17 protein-coding genes are annotated in these 19567 nt (G+C 63.2%); 13 read left to right on the forward strand and 4 right to left on the reverse strand.

Features of this window, described 5'->3' with window-relative positions; all coding sequences use genetic code 11:
• Positions 1–87: 87 nt before the first annotated feature.
• The 3 genes from NGJ21_RS19035 to gap all read right to left on the reverse strand — a co-directional run bounded on the left by NGJ21_RS19035 (position 88) and on the right by gap (position 2881).
• A complete protein-coding gene (locus NGJ21_RS19035; protein ID WP_115273965.1) occupies positions 88–1050 on the reverse strand; it encodes a FecR family protein in 963 nt (320 codons plus the stop codon).
• A 90-nt stretch (positions 1051–1140) separates the two neighbouring features.
• Entirely contained in the window at positions 1141–1653 is a 513-nt protein-coding gene (locus NGJ21_RS19040) for an RNA polymerase sigma factor (protein WP_046784418.1), read from the reverse strand.
• A gap of 226 nt (positions 1654–1879) precedes the next feature.
• Positions 1880–2881, reverse strand: a complete 1002-nt coding sequence (gene gap / locus NGJ21_RS19045) for a type I glyceraldehyde-3-phosphate dehydrogenase (protein ID WP_046784417.1) — start codon at positions 2879–2881, stop codon at positions 1880–1882.
• Positions 2882–3146: 265 nt separating this feature from the next.
• Here gap and edd point away from each other — a divergent pair, with 265 nt between their 5' ends.
• The 11 genes from edd (at position 3147) to NGJ21_RS19100 (ending at position 16329) form a co-directional block, all read left to right on the forward strand.
• Positions 3147–4973 carry a phosphogluconate dehydratase gene (gene edd / locus NGJ21_RS19050; RefSeq protein ID WP_251962496.1) on the forward strand — a complete coding sequence of 609 codons (1827 nt, stop codon included), beginning with the start codon at positions 3147–3149 and terminating at the stop codon, positions 4971–4973.
• A complete protein-coding gene (locus NGJ21_RS19055; protein ID WP_251962497.1) occupies positions 4970–5929 on the forward strand; it encodes a glucokinase in 960 nt (319 codons plus the stop codon). Before edd ends, NGJ21_RS19055 begins: the two co-directional genes overlap by 4 nt.
• Before the next feature lie 65 nt (positions 5930–5994).
• Complete coding sequence (gltR, locus tag NGJ21_RS19060) at positions 5995–6720, forward strand: two-component system response regulator GltR (RefSeq protein WP_046784414.1); 726 nt, start codon at positions 5995–5997, stop codon at positions 6718–6720.
• Entirely contained in the window at positions 6701–8155 is a 1455-nt protein-coding gene (locus NGJ21_RS19065; RefSeq protein WP_046784413.1) for an ATP-binding protein, read from the forward strand. Before gltR ends, NGJ21_RS19065 begins: the two co-directional genes overlap by 20 nt.
• Before the next feature lie 102 nt (positions 8156–8257).
• Positions 8258–9484, forward strand: a complete 1227-nt coding sequence (locus NGJ21_RS19070) for a D-mannose isomerase (RefSeq protein ID WP_251962498.1) — start codon at positions 8258–8260, stop codon at positions 9482–9484.
• Between the two features lie 104 nt (positions 9485–9588).
• Positions 9589–10875 carry an ABC transporter substrate-binding protein gene (locus tag NGJ21_RS19075; RefSeq protein ID WP_046784411.1) on the forward strand — a complete coding sequence of 429 codons (1287 nt, stop codon included), beginning with the start codon at positions 9589–9591 and terminating at the stop codon, positions 10873–10875.
• A 193-nt stretch (positions 10876–11068) separates the two neighbouring features.
• The gene (locus NGJ21_RS19080) at positions 11069–11977 is read left to right on the forward strand and encodes a carbohydrate ABC transporter permease (protein ID WP_012316021.1); all 909 of its coding nucleotides are present in this window, start codon (positions 11069–11071) and stop codon (positions 11975–11977) included.
• A 58-nt stretch (positions 11978–12035) separates the two neighbouring features.
• A complete protein-coding gene (locus tag NGJ21_RS19085) occupies positions 12036–12815 on the forward strand; it encodes a carbohydrate ABC transporter permease (RefSeq protein ID WP_371316861.1) in 780 nt (259 codons plus the stop codon).
• A gap of 3 nt (positions 12816–12818) precedes the next feature.
• Entirely contained in the window at positions 12819–13973 is a 1155-nt protein-coding gene (locus tag NGJ21_RS19090; protein WP_251962499.1) for an ABC transporter ATP-binding protein, read from the forward strand.
• A gap of 91 nt (positions 13974–14064) precedes the next feature.
• Positions 14065–15357: a carbohydrate porin gene (locus tag NGJ21_RS19095; protein WP_223255080.1), complete on the forward strand. Its 1293-nt coding sequence runs from the start codon at positions 14065–14067 to the stop codon at positions 15355–15357.
• A 117-nt stretch (positions 15358–15474) separates the two neighbouring features.
• Positions 15475–16329 carry a D-hexose-6-phosphate mutarotase gene (locus NGJ21_RS19100; protein ID WP_115273973.1) on the forward strand — a complete coding sequence of 285 codons (855 nt, stop codon included), beginning with the start codon at positions 15475–15477 and terminating at the stop codon, positions 16327–16329.
• On the opposite strand, the gene hexR is transcribed toward NGJ21_RS19100, so the two are convergent.
• Positions 16322–17185: a DNA-binding transcriptional regulator HexR gene (gene hexR, locus NGJ21_RS19105; protein ID WP_174141604.1), complete on the reverse strand. Its 864-nt coding sequence runs from the start codon at positions 17183–17185 to the stop codon at positions 16322–16324. The genes NGJ21_RS19100 and hexR overlap by 8 nt on opposite strands.
• 211 nt (positions 17186–17396) lie before the next feature.
• Here hexR and zwf point away from each other — a divergent pair, with 211 nt between their 5' ends.
• Complete coding sequence (zwf, locus tag NGJ21_RS19110; protein WP_251962500.1) at positions 17397–18866, forward strand: glucose-6-phosphate dehydrogenase; 1470 nt, start codon at positions 17397–17399, stop codon at positions 18864–18866.
• A complete protein-coding gene (pgl, locus tag NGJ21_RS19115; protein WP_251962501.1) occupies positions 18853–19566 on the forward strand; it encodes a 6-phosphogluconolactonase in 714 nt (237 codons plus the stop codon). The genes zwf and pgl overlap by 14 nt, the downstream gene beginning before the upstream one ends.
• Position 19567: the final 1 nt, after the last annotated feature.

Consider the following 19567-nt stretch of genomic DNA (forward strand, 5'->3'; position numbering starts at 1 on the left):
ACCGTTCCTGTTTTGAAACAAGAATCAGTTGCATTGGCTATAACGAGACGGACGGGGAAGCGCGATCGCGTAAAAATAGTTTTCAGGTCAGTTGAGAATGACCAGCGCGGGATACTCGTGCAGCCGCGTTGACGTGATGTGCGCCAGGGCGCGCAAGGTCTCCAGCGGCTGGTCGAGGCGGTAGTTGCCGGTCACCGCCATGTCTTCGAGGTGGGCGTTGCGGTTGATGATCCAGCCTGGGTAATAGCGCCGCACTTCGGCCAGCACCTGGCTAAGCGGGCAGTTCTCGAACACCAGGCGCCCATCGACCCAGGCCAGGTCCTTGTGCATGTCCGGGCGCTGGCGCTGGCCGAAGCCTTGCGGGCCGACGCTGATGCTGTCGCCAGCGCTGAGGCGGATACGCTGGTCGCTGGCGGCCTGCAGGTCGACGTCGCCGCGCTGCACCCGGACCTGTGCCTCACCATCGAGGTAGCGCACGGCAAAATCGGTGTCGCGCACCTGTGCCCGCAGCGGGCCGGCCTGAACTTCCAGTGGTGGTTGGGTGCCACCGGGTACCTGGAAATACGCCTCGCCTTGTAGCAACCGCGCCACCTGACGGCCTTCGCGCACGTCGCTGGCGAAAGCCGAGTTGGTGTTGAGCAGCACCTTGGCCCCGTCATCGAGCTGCAGGCGCTGGCGTTCGCCCACCACGGTCAGGTGGTCGGCCTGCAGGCGCATCGGCAAGTTGCCCACGGTGAACAGCCCGACCAGCAGTACTGCGGCGGTCGCCAGGGGTTTCCAGTGAGCCCGCAGACGCCCGCGTACAGAGCGGCGCCGCACCTGATGCATTTGTGTGGCGGCCTGGCGCACCGGCGTGCCGTTCCAAAGGGCTTCGGCTTCGACGTAGGCCACGGCGTTTTCCGGCGCGGCGCTGAGCCACTGCTCGAAGGCCAGCGTGTCCGCTTCGGTGGCGCATTGCAGGCGGACCAGCCAGTCCAGCGCCTCGTCCATCGCACGGGCGCGGGCGTCGGGCCCTGCGGTCGGCGGGCGAGGGGCGGGGCTGTCGGTCACGGTGAATCCTTGAAATGATTTTCCCGAATGATCAAGGCTAAGGCGGGGCGTGGCAAGCGCTTCGCCGAGCTCGGGTGGCCAGCGGTCGTCTTACTTCAGGCGTTCGGCCACACCCATGCAGATTGCCATGATCAGTTTCAGCTCCTTCTGGACCGTGCTGGCCGAGACATTGAGTTGCCCGGCAATTTCCACGTAGCTGGCACCGTGCAGGCGGCTGAGGATGAAAATACGCTGCTGACGCTCACTCAACTGGTTTAGGCTGACGCTCAGGTGCTTGAGCAGTTGCTCGGCGTGTGCGGCATCCTCGCTGCTGCTCAGCGGCGCGGCGACGTTGTGCAGGATTTCTTCGGGCACATCGTCGACCAGCATGCGCGCTTGCACCCGGCGCGTGCGCAGATGGTCCAGGGCCAGGTTTCGCGCGGTCTGGAAGACGAAGGGCTCGAGGTGTTCGATGGGCCGCTCCCCCAAGGCGCGGGACACCCGCAGGTAGGTTTCCTGAAGCAGGTCCTCGGCGGTGCTGGGGTTGCCGACCATGCGCTGCAAGGTCCGCAATAGGGGGAGGCGCTGAACGAGGAAGACAGAGTTGAACCGGGACTGACTCACAGGGGGACCTGGCCGACGAAAGGTGAATGATAATGCTTATCATCTTGCCTGAAGGTCAAGCCTGGAAGTGTTAGGAAAAGGTAAAGATTGTCGGTAGGAGCGGCCTTGCGTCGCGAAAGGGCTGCAGAGCAGCCCCAAGGTTTTCTGAGCGCCAGAGATATAGTTGGGGCCGCTGCGCGGCCCTTTCGCGGCGCAAGGCCGCTCCTACCGCAGCAAGTGCCTGCGCTCAGCGGGCGCTGCACAATGCCAGGCAGTTATCCAGCATGCGGTTGGAGAACCCCCACTCATTGTCATACCAGGCCAGCACCTTGAGCATCCTGCCGTTGGCGCGGGTGTGGTTGGCATCGAATATCGACGACAACGGGTTGTGATTGAAGTCGCACGAGACCAGCGGCAGGGCGTTGTAGCCGAGCACCTTGGAATGCCGGCTGGCTTCGAGGAACAACTGGTTCACCTGCTCGGCCGTGGCCTCGCGCTTGAGGTTGACGGTGAGGTCGACCAGCGACACGTTGATCACCGGTACCCGTACCGCCATGCCGGTCAGCTTGCCGGCCAGTTCCGGCAACACCAGGCCCACGGCTTCGGCGGCGCCGGTCTTGCTCGGGATCATCGACTGGGTGGCCGAGCGCGCCCGGTACGGGTCGCTGTGGTAGACGTCGGTCAGCACCTGGTCGTTGGTGTAGGCATGGATGGTGGTCATCAGCCCCTGCTCGATGCCGAACTCGCGGTGCAGTACCTGGGCGATCGGCGCCAGGCAGTTGGTGGTGCAGGAGGCGTTGGAAATGACCTGGTGCGACGCGCGCAGAATGTCATGGTTGACGCCGTATACCACGGTGGCGTCGGCGCCCTTGGCCGGTGCCGAGACGATCACCTTGCCAGCCCCGGCCGCCAGGTGCGCCGCGGCCTTGGCGCGGTCGGTGAACAGCCCGGTGCACTCGAACACCACGTCGATCGCTTCAGCCTTCCAGGGCAGCTCGGCCGGATTGCGGATGGCGCTCACCGCGATACGGTCACCGTTGACCGTCAGGCTCTCGTGATCAGCTTCCACCGACGCATCGAAAGCACCGTGTACGCTGTCGTATTTGAGCAGGTGGGCGTTCATGGCACTGTCGCCCAGGTCGTTGATGGCGACGACCTGCAGGTCGTGGCGGTAGCCTTGGGTATACAGTGCGCGCAGGACATTGCGACCAATGCGGCCGAATCCGTTGATGGCGATACGTAGTGTCATGGCAGTACCTCTGGCAGTTCGAGTGAAACCTGTGGCACAAATGAAGCTTCACTGAAACGGTTTTGTTGTTGGAATTACAAGATTATTCACTCAGCGATAGAAAACAAGCCTTTTTACTGGCAGTATTTTGTTTAAATATACAACGAGTGGTCGGGCAAGCCGCCGCCTCGATGCGCAGGGTCTCTTACACAGGAGCCTAGGCCGCAATCGTTTGGAGGGGAAATGCCCGGTAAACCGCCCTTACCGCTAGCCTGGAGTCCAGTACATGCACCCGCGCATCCTTGAGGTCACCCAACGGCTGACCGAACGCAGCCGTGCCACCCGTGAACGCTACCTGCAGCTGATTCGCGGCGCGGCCAGCGACGGACCCATGCGGGCCAGCCTGCAGTGCGCCAACTTCGCCCATGGCGTGGCCGGGTGTGGCGCTGACGACAAGCAGAGCCTGCGCCTGATGAATGCCGCCAACGTGGCCATCGTCTCGGCCTACAACGACATGCTCTCGGCGCACCAGCCGTATGTGCATTTCCCCGAACAGATCAAGAAGGCACTGCGCGAAGTTGGCTCCGTCGGCCAGTTCGCTGGCGGTGTGCCGGCCATGTGCGATGGCGTGACCCAGGGTGAGCCTGGCATGGAGCTGGCCATCGCCAGCCGTGAAGTGATCGCCATGTCTACTGCGGTGGCGCTGTCGCACAACATGTTCGACGCTGCGCTGATGCTGGGTATCTGCGACAAGATCGTCCCCGGCTTGATGATGGGCGCGCTGCGCTTCGGTCACCTGCCCACCATTTTCGTACCGGGCGGGCCAATGGTTTCCGGCATCTCCAACAAGCAGAAAGCCGATGTGCGCCAGCGCTATGCCGAGGGCAAGGCCAGCCGTGAGGAACTGCTGGAGTCGGAGATGAAGTCCTACCACAGCCCGGGCACCTGCACCTTCTACGGCACTGCCAACACCAACCAGCTGGTGATGGAAGTGATGGGCCTGCACCTGCCGGGGGCCTCGTTCGTCAACCCATACACCCCGCTTCGCGACGCGCTGACCGCCGAGGCCGCACAGCAAGTGACACGCATGACCAAGGCCAGTGGCAGCTTCATGCCGCTGGGCGAGGTCGTCGACGAGAAATCGCTGGTCAACTCCATCGTCGCCCTGCATGCCACCGGGGGGTCGACCAACCACACCCTGCACATGCCGGCGATCGCCCAGGCGGCAGGCATCCAGCTCACCTGGCAGGACATGGCCGACCTGTCCGAGGTGGTGCCGACCCTGTCCCACGTTTACCCCAATGGCAAGGCCGACATCAATCACTTCCAGGCCGCCGGTGGCATGTCCTTCCTGATACGTGAGCTGCTCGATGCCGGCTTGCTACACGAGGATGTCAACACTGTCGCCGGCCACGGGTTGCGCCGCTACACGCAGGAACCGTTCCTCGACAACGGCAAGCTGGTCTGGCGCGAAGGCCCGCAGCAGAGCCTGGACGAGACCATCCTGCGCCCGGTGGCGCGGCCGTTCTCGGCCGAAGGCGGCTTGCGGGTGATGGCAGGCAACCTTGGGCGTGGCGTGATGAAAGTGTCCGCGGTGGCCCCTGAACATCAGGTCGTCGAGGCCCCGGCACGGGTTTTCCAGGACCAGCAGTCGCTGGCCGATGCGTTCAAGGCCGGCGAACTGGAGCGCGACTTCGTGGCCGTGGTGCGTTTCCAGGGGCCACGTTGCAACGGCATGCCGGAGCTGCACAAGCTGACGCCGTTCCTCGGTGTGCTGCAGGACCGCGGCTATAAAGTGGCACTGGTCACCGATGGGCGCATGTCAGGTGCATCGGGCAAGATCCCGGCCGCAATCCATGTCTGCCCTGAAGCCTTTGATGGCGGACCGCTGGCGCGGGTGCGCGATGGTGATATCGTGCGGGTCGATGGTGTCGAAGGCACGCTGCAGCTCAAGGTGTCGGCCGAGGAACTGGCCCGCCGCGACCTGCCACCTGCGCCACAGGGCAACGACCTGGGCTGTGGGCGCGAGCTGTTCGGCTTCATGCGCATGGCGTTCAGCTCGGCCGAGCAGGGCGCCAGCGCCTTTACCTCGGCCCTGGAGAACCTCAAATGAAGGACCTGCTGGTTGGCGACATCGGTGGCACCAATGCCCGGTTTGCGTTGTGGCGTGACAACCAGCTGCATCAGGTGAAAGTTTTCGCCACCGCTGACTACACCAGCCCGGAGCAGGCCATCGAGGCCTACCTGCAGAGCCAGGGTATCGAGCGTGGCGGGCTGTCGGCAGTGTGCCTGGCGGTGGCCGGGCCGGTCGACGGTGATGAATTTCGCTTCACCAACAATCATTGGCGGCTGAGCCGCAGCGCATTCTGCAAGACGTTGCAGGTCGAACAGCTACTGCTGATCAACGACTTCACGGCGATGGCCTTGGGCATGACCCGCCTGCAAGAGGACGAGGTGCGCCAGGTCTGCCCCGGCCAGGCCGACCCGGCGCGACCTGCACTGGTGATCGGCCCGGGTACCGGCCTTGGCGTCGGTAGCCTGCTGTGCCTCGGTGAGCAGCATTGGCTGGCGCTGCCCGGTGAGGGAGGGCATGTCGACCTGCCGGTGGGCAATGCCCGCGAAGCGGCGATCCATCAGCAGATTCATGGGCAGATTGGCCATGTCAGCGCTGAAACCGTGCTCAGCGGTGGCGGCCTCGTGCGTTTGTACCAGGCCATCTGTGCGCTGGACGGTGATACGGTACGGCACAAGACACCCGCAGAAATTACCGATGCCGCCCTGAGTGGCGAGCCACGGGCATTGGCGGTGGTCGAACAGTTCTGCCGCTTCCTGGGGCGCGTGGCAGGCAACAATGTTCTGACCCTGGGTGCGCGCGGTGGTGTTTATATTGTTGGCGGCGTCATCCCGCGGTTTGCCGAACTGTTCATGCGCAGCGGGTTCGCTGCAAGTTTTGCCGACAAGGGCTGCATGAGCGGTTACTTCGCCGGTGTGCCGGTGTGGCTGGTGACGGCAGAGTTTTCTGGACTGCTGGGCGCCGGCGTGGCATTACAGCAGGCTCTGGATCATTGATAGGGGGCCGCTTTGCGGCCCTCACAGCAGGCAAAAGACCTGTGACAACAAGAGGGCGGGATACCTTGAGCACTGCCGGAAAATCGATCCTGATGGTCGACGACGATCAGGAAATCCGCGAGCTGTTGCAAACCTACCTGAGTCGCGCCGGTTTCCAGGTGCACGCCGAAGCCGATGGCCAGGGTTTTCGCCACGCTCTGGAAAACACTCACTGCGATCTGGTCATTCTCGATGTGATGCTGCCCGACGAGGACGGCTTCAGCCTGTGTCGCTGGGTGCGCCAGCACCCGCGTCAATCGCGGGTGCCGATCATCATGCTGACCGCCAGCTCCGACGAGGCCGACCGGGTCATCGGCCTTGAGCTTGGTGCGGACGATTATCTGGGCAAACCGTTCAGCCCGCGGGAACTGCAGGCGCGAATCAAGGCCCTGCTGCGTCGCGCGGAATTCGGCCAGGCCGCGCCAGCCACAGCGGTACTGGCCTTCGACGACTGGCGCCTGGACACGGTCAGCCACCGCCTGTTCCACCGCGATGGCGAAGAGGTGATCCTTTCCGGTGCCGATTTCGCCCTGCTCAAGCTGTTTCTCGATCACCCTCAGCAGATCCTCGACCGCGATACCATCGGCAATGCTACCCGTGGCCGCGAGCCGATGCCGCTGGACCGTATCGTCGACATGGCGGTCAGCCGCCTGCGCCAGCGTCTGCGCGACACCGACAAACCGCCACGGCTGATCCGCACTGTGCGCGGCAGTGGCTACCTGCTGGCTGCGCATGTCTGCTGTGCTTCCTGAGCGGCGCTGGCGCCTGGTGCCGCGCTCGCTGCTGGGGCGCATGCTGCTGTTGACCTTGCTGGTGGTGTTGTTGGCTCAAGGTTTGTCCAGCGTCATCTGGGTCGCGCAGTTACGTGCCAGCCAGCTTCAGGGCTTGCGCGCCAGTGCCGGCAGCCTGGCCCATTCGATGAGTGCCAGCGTCAGTTATTTCCGTTCCTTGCCGGTGGCTTATCGGCCGATGGTATTGGACCAGTTGCGCAGCATGGGTGGTACGCGTTTTTTCGTGTCGCTCAACGACAAGCCGCTGGACATGCCGGTATTGCCCATAACACCGCGCAAGCAGGCGGTGATCGATGTGTTCCAGCAGGTACTGCATGAGCGGCTGGGCGCGCAGATGGAAGTTTCCGTCGAGTTCGTCGCCCCCGATGACCTGCGCATCTTCAACAGCGGCCTGAAGCTCGATGAGCTGCCGCGTTCCTGGGCGCATTACTCGCTGACCCTGGAACCACTCAATCCGCCTGTACTGGTCACGCAGATTCGCCTGGGCCAAGACGAGTGGCTGTACATCGCCTCGTTGCTACCTGAGCCCTACACCAGCCTTGAAGCCGAGCGCCTGCCACGCCAGCAGATCGGCTTCATCGTCCTGACCACCGCCTTGCTGCTGCTGTTCATCGGCCTGCTGGTGCACTGGCAGAGCTGGCCGCTCAAGCGCCTGGCGCGGGCCGCGCGGGACCTGTCGCTGGGCGCCGATGTGGCGCCAGTGCCCGAGGGCGGTGGCAGCGAGGTGGTCGAGGTGGGGCGTGCGTTCAATAGCATGCGTGAACGCATCAGCCGCTACCTCACCGAGCGCAGCCAGTTGTTCAGCGCCATTTCCCACGACCTGCGCACGCCCATCACCCGGCTGCGGCTGCGCGTCGAACTGCTGGAAGATGAGCGCCTGCAGGCCAAGTTCAGCCAGGATCTGGATGAGCTGGAGCTGTTGGTCAAAGGCGCCTTGCAATGCGTGAAAGACACTGACATCCACGAGAACATCGAGCCGGTCGACCTCAACCAGGTCCTGGAGATTCTCGCCGAGCCGTATCTGGGGGATGGCCGCATCACCGTCGAAGGCCAGGCCCTGGCGCCGTACCCCGGCAAGCCGCTGGCCTTGCGCCGCTGCATCGGCAACCTGATAGACAATGCCATCAAGTACGGCGAGCGGGCCCGCCTGCGCATCATCGACAGCGCACAGGGCTTTGTCCTGCAGGTGGATGACCACGGGCCGGGTGTGCCACAGCAGCAGCTTGAGCAGGTGTTCGAGCCGCACTTCAGGCTCGCCGGGCAGCAGCAAGGGTATGGCTTGGGGCTGGGGATCGCCCGCAACATTGCCCATAGCCATGGGGGTGAGGTGAGCTTGCTCAATTTGCGCGAGGGTGGGTTGCGCGTGACCCTTTATCTGCCGCGTGGCGTTGAGTGAAGGTATGTCACCGACCGGTGACATAACCGCAAGCCTTCGTGACATCCCAGCCAGGACGGCTGGCTAGAATCTGCAAACCTCATACAGGGAAGACGCGGGCGCATGGACTACATCGATTCCCCGGAACATACCGCCTGGCTCACAAGCGAGGGCCAGCGGCTGCTCTCTTTCGCCAAGGCCTCGCAAGCCGCCGAAGGTTTCGGCAATCTCGACGCCCGCGGCAAATTGCCCCCTACGGCTGTCGCCGAAACCATGAACACCGCACGCATGACCCACAGCTTCGCCCTGGCCCACCTTCAGGGCGCGCCAGGCTGCCTGGCATTGGTGCAGCACGGTGTGCAGGCCTTGTGCGGGCCTTTGCGCGACGCCGGGTACGGCGGTTGGTTCGCCCGCCCGTACGGCCAGGGCGACAACGGCAAGGCGGCTTACCTGCATGCCTTCGTCGCGCTTGCCGCCAGCTCTGCCGTCGTGGCGGGCGCTGCGGGAGCACAGGGGTTGCTGGCGCAGGCGATACGGGTCATCGAGGAGCGTTTCTGGAGTGAGCAAGAGGGTGCGATGCGCGAGTCCTTCTCCAGCGACTGGCAGCAGCCTGAAGCCTATCGTGGTGCCAACAGCAACATGCACGCCACTGAGGCCTTCCTCGCCCTGGCCGATGTGACGGGCGATGTACTTTGGCTGGAGCGCGCCCTGCGTATCGTCGAGCGCATCATTCACGGCCCTGCTGGCGCCAGTGACTACCGAGTGATCGAACATTTCGATGTGCACTGGCAACCGCTGCCCGAATACAACCGGGACAATCCCGCAGATCACTTCCGCCCATACGGCACAACGCCTGGCCATGCGTTCGAGTGGTCCCGTCTGGTCCTGCACCTTGAGGCTGCGCGGCGTCAGGCCGGGCTTCCTGCCCCGGCATGGCTGCTGGCCTGCGCGCGGGGCCTGTTCGCCAATGCCTGTCAGCATGCCTGGAGCGTCGATGGTGCCGAGGGCATCGTCTACACCTTGGGCTGGGACAATCAGCCCAGGGTGCGCGAGCGCCTGCACTGGGTGCATGCCGAAGCGTGCGCCAGTGCCGCAGCGCTGCTGCGGCGAACCGGCGAGCAGCAGTACGAGCAATGGTACCGGCGCTTCTGGACGTTCATCGACACTCATTTCATCGACCGCGCAGCCGGAAGCTGGCACCACGAACTCGGCCCGGACAACCAGCCAGCGGCGACGATCTGGGCAGGCAAGCCAGACCTTTATCACGCCTACCAGGCTGTAATGCTGCCAACGCTGCCCCTGGCACCCAGCCTGGCGAGCGCACTGGCGCGCAATGTAACCAAACGATGACATTCACGCATCGCTTCGTTACCTGACGCAGCGGGCACTCTGATTAGACTCCATGCAATGCAAGCGCTCGACTTGCCCGGCATAACAACAAGAAAGGTACTCCGATGAATTCGACTCTCCGCCTCGCTGCCGCGATTTCCTTCGCCTCCCTGTTCCCGCTCAGTGCTCTCGCCGCCGACACCAAAGGCAGTGTCGAAGTGGTTCACTGGTGGACATCCGGTGGTGAAAAAGCGGCAGTCGATGTGCTCAAGGCCCAGGTCGAGAAGGATGGCTTCACCTGGAAGGATGGTGCGGTTGCCGGCGGTGGTGGCGCCACGGCCATGACCGTGCTCAAGAGCCGCGCCGTGGCCGGCAACCCGCCCGGCGTTGCCCAGATCAAGGGGCCGGACATCCAGGACTGGGCTGCCACCGGCCTGCTGGACCCGGATGTGCTCAAGGATGTGGCCAAGCAAGAAAAGTGGGACTCGCTGCTCGACAAGAAGGTCGCCGACACCGTCAAGTACGAAGGTGACTACGTGGCCGTGCCGGTGAACATCCATCGCATCAACTGGCTGTGGATCAACCCCGAAGTGTTCAAGAAGGCCGGCATCGACAAGGCGCCGACCACCCTCGACGAATTCTACGCCGCCGCCGACAAACTCAAGGCCGCCGGCTTCATCCCGCTCGCCCACGGCGGCCAGCCATGGCAGGACAGCACGGTGTTCGAGAGTGTGGTGCTGTCGGTGATGGGGGCGGACGGTTACAAGAAAGCGCTGGTCGACCTCGATGAAGCCACGCTGACCGGGCCGCAGATGGTCAAGTCGCTGACCGAGCTGAAAAAGGTCGCCACCTACATGGACCCCGACGGCAAAGGCCAGGACTGGAACCTGGAAGCAGCCAAAGTCATCAATGGCAAGGCCGGCATGCAGATCATGGGTGACTGGGCCAAGAGCGAGTGGACCCTGGCCAAGAAGACCGCCGGCAAGGACTATCAGTGCGTCGCGTTCCCTGGTACCGACAAGGCTTTCCTGTACAACATCGACTCACTGGTGGTGTTCAAGCAGAACGACGAGGGCACGGCCGCTGGCCAGCAGGACATCGCCAAGAAGGTGCTTGGCCAGGACTTCCAGAAGGTCTTCAGCATCAACAAAGGCTCCATTCCCGTGCGTAACGACATGCTCGCCGACATGGGCACCTACGGCTTCGACGCTTGCGCCCAGACTTCTGCCAAGGACTTCATGGCCGACGCCAAAACCGGCGGCCTGCAGCCGAGCATGGCGCACAACATGGCCACCACGTTGGCCGTGCAGGGCGCCTTCTTCGATGTGGTGACCAACTACATCAACGACCCCAAGGCCGACCCTGCCGATGCTGCGAAGAAGCTGGCGGCGGCGATCAGATCGGCCAAGTAACCAAGCTCAAGGCAGGCACGATCGCTCTTGTAGGAGCGGCCTTGTGTCGCGAAAGGACCGCGAAGCGGTCCCCAAGCCTGCAAGCCAGGTTCGACGGTCTGTCTTTGTTCTCGAGCCCCTGGGGCTGCTGCGCAGCCCTTTCGCGACGCAAGGCCGCTCCTACAGCAGATGGGCAGTGCCTTCAAGGTGAATCATGACTACAGCAACCGCCCGACTGCGGGCCTCTCCCCTGGACGCTCTGCAGCGCTGGCTACCCAAGCTGGTGCTGGCACCCAGCATGTTCATCGTCCTGGTGGGTTTTTACGGCTACATCCTGTGGACGTTCGTCCTGTCTTTCACCACCTCGACCTTCCTGCCGACTTACAAGTGGGCGGGCCTTGCGCAATACGCCAGGCTGTTCGACAACGATCGCTGGTGGGTGGCCAGCAAGAACCTGCTGGTGTTCGGCGGGCTATTCATCGGTATCAGCCTGGCCATCGGCGTACTGCTGGCGGTGCTGCTCGACCAGCGCATCCGCCGCGAAGGTTTCATCCGCACGGTCTACCTGTACCCAATGGCCTTGTCGATGATCGTCACCGGTACCGCCTGGAAGTGGCTGCTCAACCCTGGCATGGGCCTGGACAAGCTGTTGCGTGACTGGGGCTGGGAAGGGTTTCGCCTGGACTGGCTGATCGACCCCGACCGGGTGGTGTACTGCCTGGTGATCGCTGCCGTGTGGCAAGCCTCGGGCTTCATCATGGCGATGTTCCTGGCCGGCCTGCGCGGGGTCGACCAGTCGATCATCCGTGCTGCGCAGATGGATGGCGCAAGCCTGCCACGCATCTACTGGACCGTCGTGCTGCCGAGCCTGCGCCCGGTGTTCTTCAGTTCGCTGATGATCCTCTCGCACATTGCGATCAAGAGCTTCGACCTGGTGGCCGCAATGACCGCCGGTGGCCCGGGCTACTCATCCGACCTGCCGGCGATGTTCATGTATTCGTTCACCTTCAGCCGCGGCCAGATGGGCATGGGCTCGGCCAGCGCCATCCTCATGCTCGGGGCGATCCTGGCGATCCTCGTGCCTTACCTGTACTCGGAGCTGCGGAGCAAACGCCATGCATAGCCCTGTCGATAAAGCGGTGCCGAGCATCAGCCGCATCGCGATTTACACTGTATTGCTGATGGCCGTGCTGCTTTACCTGGTGCCGCTGGTGGTGATGCTGCTGACCAGCTTCAAGACCCCGGAGGACATCAGTACCGGCAACCTGCTGAGCTGGCCGACCGTGGTCAGCGGCATCGGCTGGGTCAAGGCCTGGAGCACGGTCAGCGGGTACTTCTGGAACTCGATCATGATCACCGTACCGGCGGTGCTGATTTCGACCACCATCGGTGCGCTCAACGGTTATGTGCTGTCGATGTGGCGCTTCCGCGGGTCGCAGCTGTTTTTCGGCTTGCTGCTGTTCGGTTGCTTCCTGCCGTTCCAGACCGTGCTGCTGCCAGCCTCGTTCACCCTCGGCAAGTTGGGCCTGGCCAGCACCACCAGTGGCCTGGTGCTGGTGCATGTGGTCTATGGCCTGGCCTTCACCACGCTGTTCTTCCGCAACTTCTACGTGAGCATTCCCGATGCGCTGGTCAAGGCCGCACGCCTGGACGGTGCCGGGTTCTTCACCATTTTTCGCCGCATCATCCTGCCGATGTCGACACCGATCATCATGGTCTGCCTGATCTGGCAGTTCACCCAGATCTGGAACGACTTCCTGTTCGGCGTGGTGTTCTCCAGCGGCGACTCGCAACCGATCACCGTAGCCCTGAACAACCTGGTCAATACCAGTACCGGGGCCAAGGAATACAACGTCGACATGGCGGCGGCGATGATCGCCGGCCTGCCAACCCTGCTGGTCTATGTGGTGGCAGGCAAGTATTTCGTTCGCGGGCTCACAGCCGGCGCCGTCAAGGGGTAAGTCATGGCAACGCTTGAACTTCGTAATGTGAACAAGACCTACGGCAGCGGCCTGCCGGATACGCTCAAGGACATCCAGCTGTCGATCAAAGACGGCGAGTTCCTGATATTGGTCGGCCCTTCGGGGTGCGGTAAGTCGACCTTGATGAACTGCATCGCAGGCCTTGAGAACATCACCGGTGGCGCGATTCTCATCGATGACCAGGATGTCAGCGGCATGAGCCCCAAGGACCGTGATATCGCCATGGTGTTCCAGTCCTACGCGCTGTACCCGACCATGAGCGTGCGCGAGAACATCGAGTTCGGCCTGAAGATCCGCAAGATGCCGCAGGCTGCCATCGACGAGGAAGTGGCGCGTGTGGCCAAGCTGTTGCAGATCGAACATCTGCTTTCACGCAAGCCGGCGCAATTGTCCGGTGGCCAGCAGCAGCGGGTGGCGATGGGCCGCGCCTTGGCGCGGCGGCCGAAGATCTACCTGTTCGACGAGCCGTTGTCCAACCTCGACGCCAAGCTGCGCGTCGAGATGCGCACGGAAATGAAACTGATGCACCAGCGGCTCAAGACCACCACGGTGTATGTCACCCACGACCAGATCGAGGCCATGACCCTGGGCGACAAGGTTGCGGTGATGAAGGACGGTATCATCCAGCAGTTCGGTACCCCGCAGCAGATCTACAACGACCCGGCCAATCAGTTCGTTGCCAGCTTCATCGGCTCGCCGCCGATGAACTTCATACCGGTACGCCTGACCAGGCAGGACGGGCGCCTGCTGGCCCTGCTCGACAGCGGCCAGGCACGTTGTGAGCTGCCGTTGGGCGTGGCCGGCGACGAGCTGGACGGGCGCGAGATCATCCTCGGCATCCGCCCGGAGCAAATCAGCCTGGGTACGGGGGAGGGCAACGGCCTGCCGGGCATTCGCGCCGAGGTGCAGGTAACCGAACCTACCGGCCCTGACCTGTTGGTCTTCGTTACCCTCAACCAGACCAAAGTGTGCTGCCGCCTGGCGCCGGATGTGGCGTGCCGGGTCGGTGACAGCCTGAACCTGCAGTTCGACCCGGCACGGGTGCTGCTGTTCGACGCCGCCAGCGGCGAACGCCTGGACTTGAATACTGCCAACGCTTCACTGAAGGGCAACGTGACTCACCTCAAGAGCCGTTGAATCGTCGATACCATCAATAAGAAAAAGAGGACGCAAAGGGATGGAACAGCGCAATCGCATAAGGACCTTGGGCTCGCTGGCCCTTCTGGCCATGGTTGGGAGTAGCGGGGTGCAGGCCGCCGAGGCCTTCTCCAGCGAATCGAAATGGATGACCGGCGACTGGGGCGGTACCCGCACCGAACTGCTGGAAAAAGGCTATGACTTCACCCTCGACTATGTGGGCGAGGTCGCCGGCAACCTCAATGGCGGCTACAACGACGACAAGACCGCACGCTACAGTGACCAGTTCGCCCTCGGCGCGCACCTGGACCTGCAGAAGATCCTTGGCTGGCACGATGCCGAGTTCAAGCTGGCGATCACCGAGCGCAGTGGCCGCAACCTCTCCAATGATCGCATCAGCGACCCGCGTGCTGGCCAGTTCAGTTCGGTGCAGGAGGTGTGGGGCCGCGGCCAGACCTGGCGCCTGACCCAGATGTGGATCAAGCAGAAGTACTTCGACGGTGCCCTGGATGTGAAATTCGGCCGTTTCGGCGAGGGCGAGGACTTCAACAGCTTCCCCTGCGACTTCCAGAACCTGGCCTTCTGTGGATCGCAGGTGGGCAACTGGGTCGGCGGCATCTGGTACAACTGGCCGGTCAGCCAGTGGGCGCTGCGGGTCAAGTACAACATCACGCCGGAGTTCTTCGTGCAGGTCGGCGCGTTCGAGCAGAACCCCTCCAACCTGGAAACCGGCAACGGCTTCAAGCTCAGCGGCAGCGGCACCAAGGGTGCGATCCTGCCGGTGGAGGCCGTCTGGTCGCCCAAGGTCAACGGCCTGCCGGGCGAGTACCGCCTGGGCTATTACTACAGCACGGCTGACGCCGAAGACGTCTACGAAGACGTCAATGGCAACCCGCAAGGGATCAGCGGCGCCGGTTTCAAATCACACTCCAGCAAGCACGGCTGGTGGGTGGTTGCGCAGCAGCAGGTCACCGCCCACGGCGGCGACGTCAGCCGCGGTCTCAGCCTGTTCGCCAACTTCACCGTGCACGACAAGGCCACCAACGTGGTCGACAACTACCAGCAGGTGGGGTTGGTGTACAAAGGTGCCTTCGATGCCCGGCCCAAGGATGATATCGGCTTTGGTGTCGCCCGCATCCACGTCAACGATGATGTGAAGAAGCGCGCCGAACAGCTTAACGCCCAGAGCGGCATCAATGACTACGACAACCCGGGCTTCGTGCCGCTGCAGCGTACCGAGTACAACGCCGAGCTCTATTACGGCTTCCATGTGACCAACTGGCTGACCGTGCGCCCGAACCTTCAGTACATCAAGAGCCCGGGTGGCGTGGATGAGGTGGACAACGCGCTGGTCGCAGGGTTGAAGATTCAGTCGTCATTCTGAGCACATTTGTTGTAAATTTACGCCAATCCAAAAACGGCTCCCGGCATCCACTGGCTTGCAGTGGTTGTCGGGGATAGGCCGAGACAGCGCTATCTCAAACAACAAGAGCTTGGAACCATGCCTGAACATCCGCTACATCGCTTCTTTTCCGTACAGAGGCCGAGGCCGACATTCGAGTGGGAGCGTTACCAGCAGCGCGATGTGCTGATCATCGATCACCCCTGCTGCCAGGCGGTTTTCAGCCGCCAGGGCGCACAGTTGCTGCACTTCCAGCCGGCCGGCGAGCGGCCATGGCTATGGTGCGCCGAACAGTGGCCGCAGGTGGGGGCAATCCGTGGCGGCGTGCCGGTGTGCTGGCCGTGGTATGGCCGCCACCCCAGCGAGGACCTGTGGCCGGCCCATGGCTGGGCGCGCCTGCTGGACTGGAAGCTGGTGGACAGCCGGGAGGACGAGGAGGGCGTGAGCCTGAAGTGGCGGCTGGACTTGTGCGACTGGCAGGTCGACCTGCATGCCCGCCTGGGCAGCCGCATGGAACTGAGCCTGAGTACCGAGCACCAGGACAGCGAACCCTGCCAGTTGAGCCATGCACTGCTGGCCTACTGGCGTATCAGTGACGTTTCCGAGATAGCGCTGTCCGGGCTTGAAGATATCGAAGGCTATGACCGTCTGAGCCGGCAAGCCTGCCGCGAGGAGGGCGCATTGAAGCTCAAGGGCGGCTGCCAGAAGGTCTACCCCGGCACGCCACGCGTGCAGTTGCAGGACCCCGCCTGGCAGCGTGAACTGTGTATCGATACGGGTGACAGCGACGATACTGTGGTGTGGCACCCAGGCAACCGCCCGTTGATGGGTGTGAGCGGGCGCGAGAGCCAGGGTTTCGTCTGTGTCGAGGCGGCCAGCGGCAGTGGCGAAGGCTTGAGCCTGGCGCCGGGGCAGCGCGCTCATTTGCGGCTGCAGGCGCACCGGCTCAGCTGAGTTCGTCGTCCTCGATCGGGTAGCGGCTGGCGTTGAGGCTTTCCTTGATCTTGCGCAGGTGCGGCTGGAAGTCCACGCCGCGGCGCAGGGTCATCCCGGTGGCGAGTACGTCGAGCACGGTCAGTTGGATGATCCGCGACGTCATCGGCATGTAGATGTCGGTGTCTTCCGGCAGCGGGATGTGCAGGCTCAGGCTGCACGCTTGGGCCAGGGGTGAGCCAGCGGCGGTCAGGCCGAGCACCGAGGCGCCGTTTTCCCGGGCCAGGCGCGCCACCTCCACCAATTCGCGGGTGCGCCCGGTGTAGGAGATGATCACGAACAGATCGCCAGTGTGAGCCACCGAAGCCAGCATGCGCTGCATCAGCACGTCGGCGTGGGCCGAGACGGCGAGGTTGAAACGGAAGAACTTGTGCTGGGCGTCCAGGGCTACCGGGGCAGAAGCGCCCAGGCCGAAGAAGTGGATCTGCCGGGCCTGGATCATCATGTCCACGGCGCGGCTGACCTGCTGCGGGTCAAGCTGCTGGCAGGCACTGTCGAGCGAGGCGATGGCACTGGCAAAGATCTTCTGGGTGTAGGCTGCAGGATCGTCATCGGCCTCGACGGCGCGGCTGACATAGGCCGCGCCACTGGCCAGGCTTTGCGCCAGCTGCAGCTTGAGCTCGGGGTAACCGCTGACGCCGAACGAACGGCAGAAACGGTTGACGGTCGGTTCGCTGACCTTGGCCGCCTGGGCCAGTGCGGCAATGCTGAAACGGGTGGCTTGTTGCGGGTTGAGCAGGATGACTTCGGCGACTTTGCGTTCGGCCTTGTTCAGCTCGTCGAGGCGTCCCTGGATCTGCTCCAGGAGGTTTCGCACGCGGTCCATGGGTGTGTCCTTGGGTCGGGAAGACAGCCGGCTGGCGAAGCAGCAGGCTTTTTGCACGGTCGTCTATCGTACTGTCGGTACGGGTGGCGCACCACTTATCTGTAACACTTGTGTGTAATGTTGTGGTTTTTACTACATTTTCTCTTGAAAACCGTATGTGAAAGCGGTATTCCTAGGCCAACTTTAGGAAAGAACCAACATCATGGCTGCGATCAGTGTTGAACCTTGCACCTTTGCCCTGTTCGGCGCCCTGGGCGACCTGGCATTGCGCAAGCTGTTTCCTGCGCTCTACCAGCTCGACCGCGCCAATTTGCTGCACGCCGATACTCGCTTGCTGGCGCTGGCCCGCGAGCCTGGCAGCGTGCAGGAGCACCTGAATACCATCGATGCACATCTGCGCAAACATGTGGCGGAGGCCGATCTGGAACCTGCGGCGCTGGGGCGTTTTCTGGGGCGTCTGAGCTACCAGCACCTGGACTTCCTGCAGCCGGAGGGCTACCAGGCCCTGGCCGAGCAGGCACCTGCCGAGCTGCCGTTGATTGCCTATTTCGCCACCGCAGCTGCCGTGTATGGCGCGATCTGCGAAAACCTCGACAAGGCGGGCCTCGCCGCGCGCACCCGTGTGGTGCTGGAAAAGCCCATCGGGCACGATCTTGAGTCGTCGCGCCGGGTGAACGACGCCGTGGCGCGGTTCTTCCCGGAAAGCCGTGTTTACCGCATCGACCATTACCTGGGCAAGGAGACGGTGCAGAACCTGATCGCCCTGCGCTTCGCCAACAGCCTGTTCGAAACCCAGTGGAACCAGAACTCCATCTCCCACGTGGAAATCACCGTGGCCGAGAAGGTCGGCATCGAAGGCCGCTGGGGCTATTTCGACAAGGCCGGGCAGCTGCGCGACATGATTCAGAATCACCTGCTGCAGCTGTTGTGCCTGATTGCCATGGACCCGCCCAGCGAGCTGTCGGCTGACAGCATCCGCGATGAGAAGGTCAAGGTGCTCAAAGCCCTTGCGCCGATCACCGGCGAGGGCTTGAGTACCCGCGTGGTGCGCGGCCAGTACATTGCCGGCTACAGCGACGGCCAGCCGGTGCCGGGTTACCTGGAAGAAGACAACGCCAACGCCCAGAGCGACACGGAAACCTTCGTCGCCCTGCGTGCCGACATTCGTAACTGGCGCTGGTCGGGCGTACCGTTCTACCTGCGTACCGGTAAGCGCATGCCGCAGAAGCTGTCGCAGATCGTCATCCACTTCAAGGAGACGCCGCACTACATCTTCGCCCCGGAGCAGCGCTTGCAGGTCGGCAACAAACTGATCATCCGCCTGCAGCCGAGTGAAGGCATCTCTCTACGTGTGATGACCAAGGAGCAGGGCCTGGACAAAGGCATGCAACTGCGCAGCGGCCCCTTGCAATTGAATTTTTCCGACACCTGGCGCACCGCGCGGATTCCGGATGCCTACGAACGCCTGCTGCTCGAGGTGATGCGCGGCAACCAGAACCTGTTCGTGCGCAAGGATGAAATCGAATATGCCTGGAAGTGGTGCGACCAGTTGATCGCGGGCTGGCAAAGCGCCGGCGATGCGCCCAAGCCGTATGCGGCTGGGTCTTGGGGGCCGATGAGCTCGATCGCACTGATTACACGGGATGGGAGGGCGTGGTATGGGGATATCTGAATTGAATTTGCCGACATCGGTCAAGGCGCATCAGCTGAATGATGCCCGCGTACTTTCGGCAACATTGGCGGCTGATGTGGCCGAGCGCTTGCGCGCAGCCATCGCCGCGAAAGGGCGGGCTTGCCTGGTGTTGTCCGGTGGCCGCAGCCCGGTGCCGTTCCTGGAGAAGCTGGCGACCGAGGCCCTGGACTGGTCCAAGGTCACCGTCAGCCTGGCCGACGAGCGTTGGGTGCCGGTGGAGCACGCCGACAGCAATGCCGGTTTGCTGGCCCGCCATCTGTTCCAGGGGGGCGCTGCCAAGGCTCGTTTTGTCGGGCTGTATCAGCAGGCCGAGAACCTCGACGCGGCGGCTGCCAAGGCCGACCAGGCACTGGCCGATCTGCCGGCTATCGACGTGCTGGTACTGGGCATGGGCGACGATGGCCATACGGCTTCGCTGTTCCCCAACAGCCCGAATCTCGCCGAGGGCCTGGACCTGAACAGCAAGCGCCGTTGCCTGCCGTTGCTGGCCCCGAGCGTGCCGCACCAGCGCCTCTCGCTGACCCGTTCGCTGCTGGCCAGCGCCGCTTTCATCGCGCTGTCCGTGCAGGGCACGGGCAAACTCGCTACCCTGCGCGCCGCGCTGGCGGGCAACGACTTCAATGAAATGCCGATTCGCGCCTTTCTTCACGACCCCCTGGACATCTACTGGTGCCCATGAG

The organism is Pseudomonas sp. Marseille-Q5299 (assembly GCF_943737035.1).
Classification (GTDB): Bacteria; Pseudomonadota; Gammaproteobacteria; order Pseudomonadales; family Pseudomonadaceae; genus Aquipseudomonas; species Aquipseudomonas putida_E.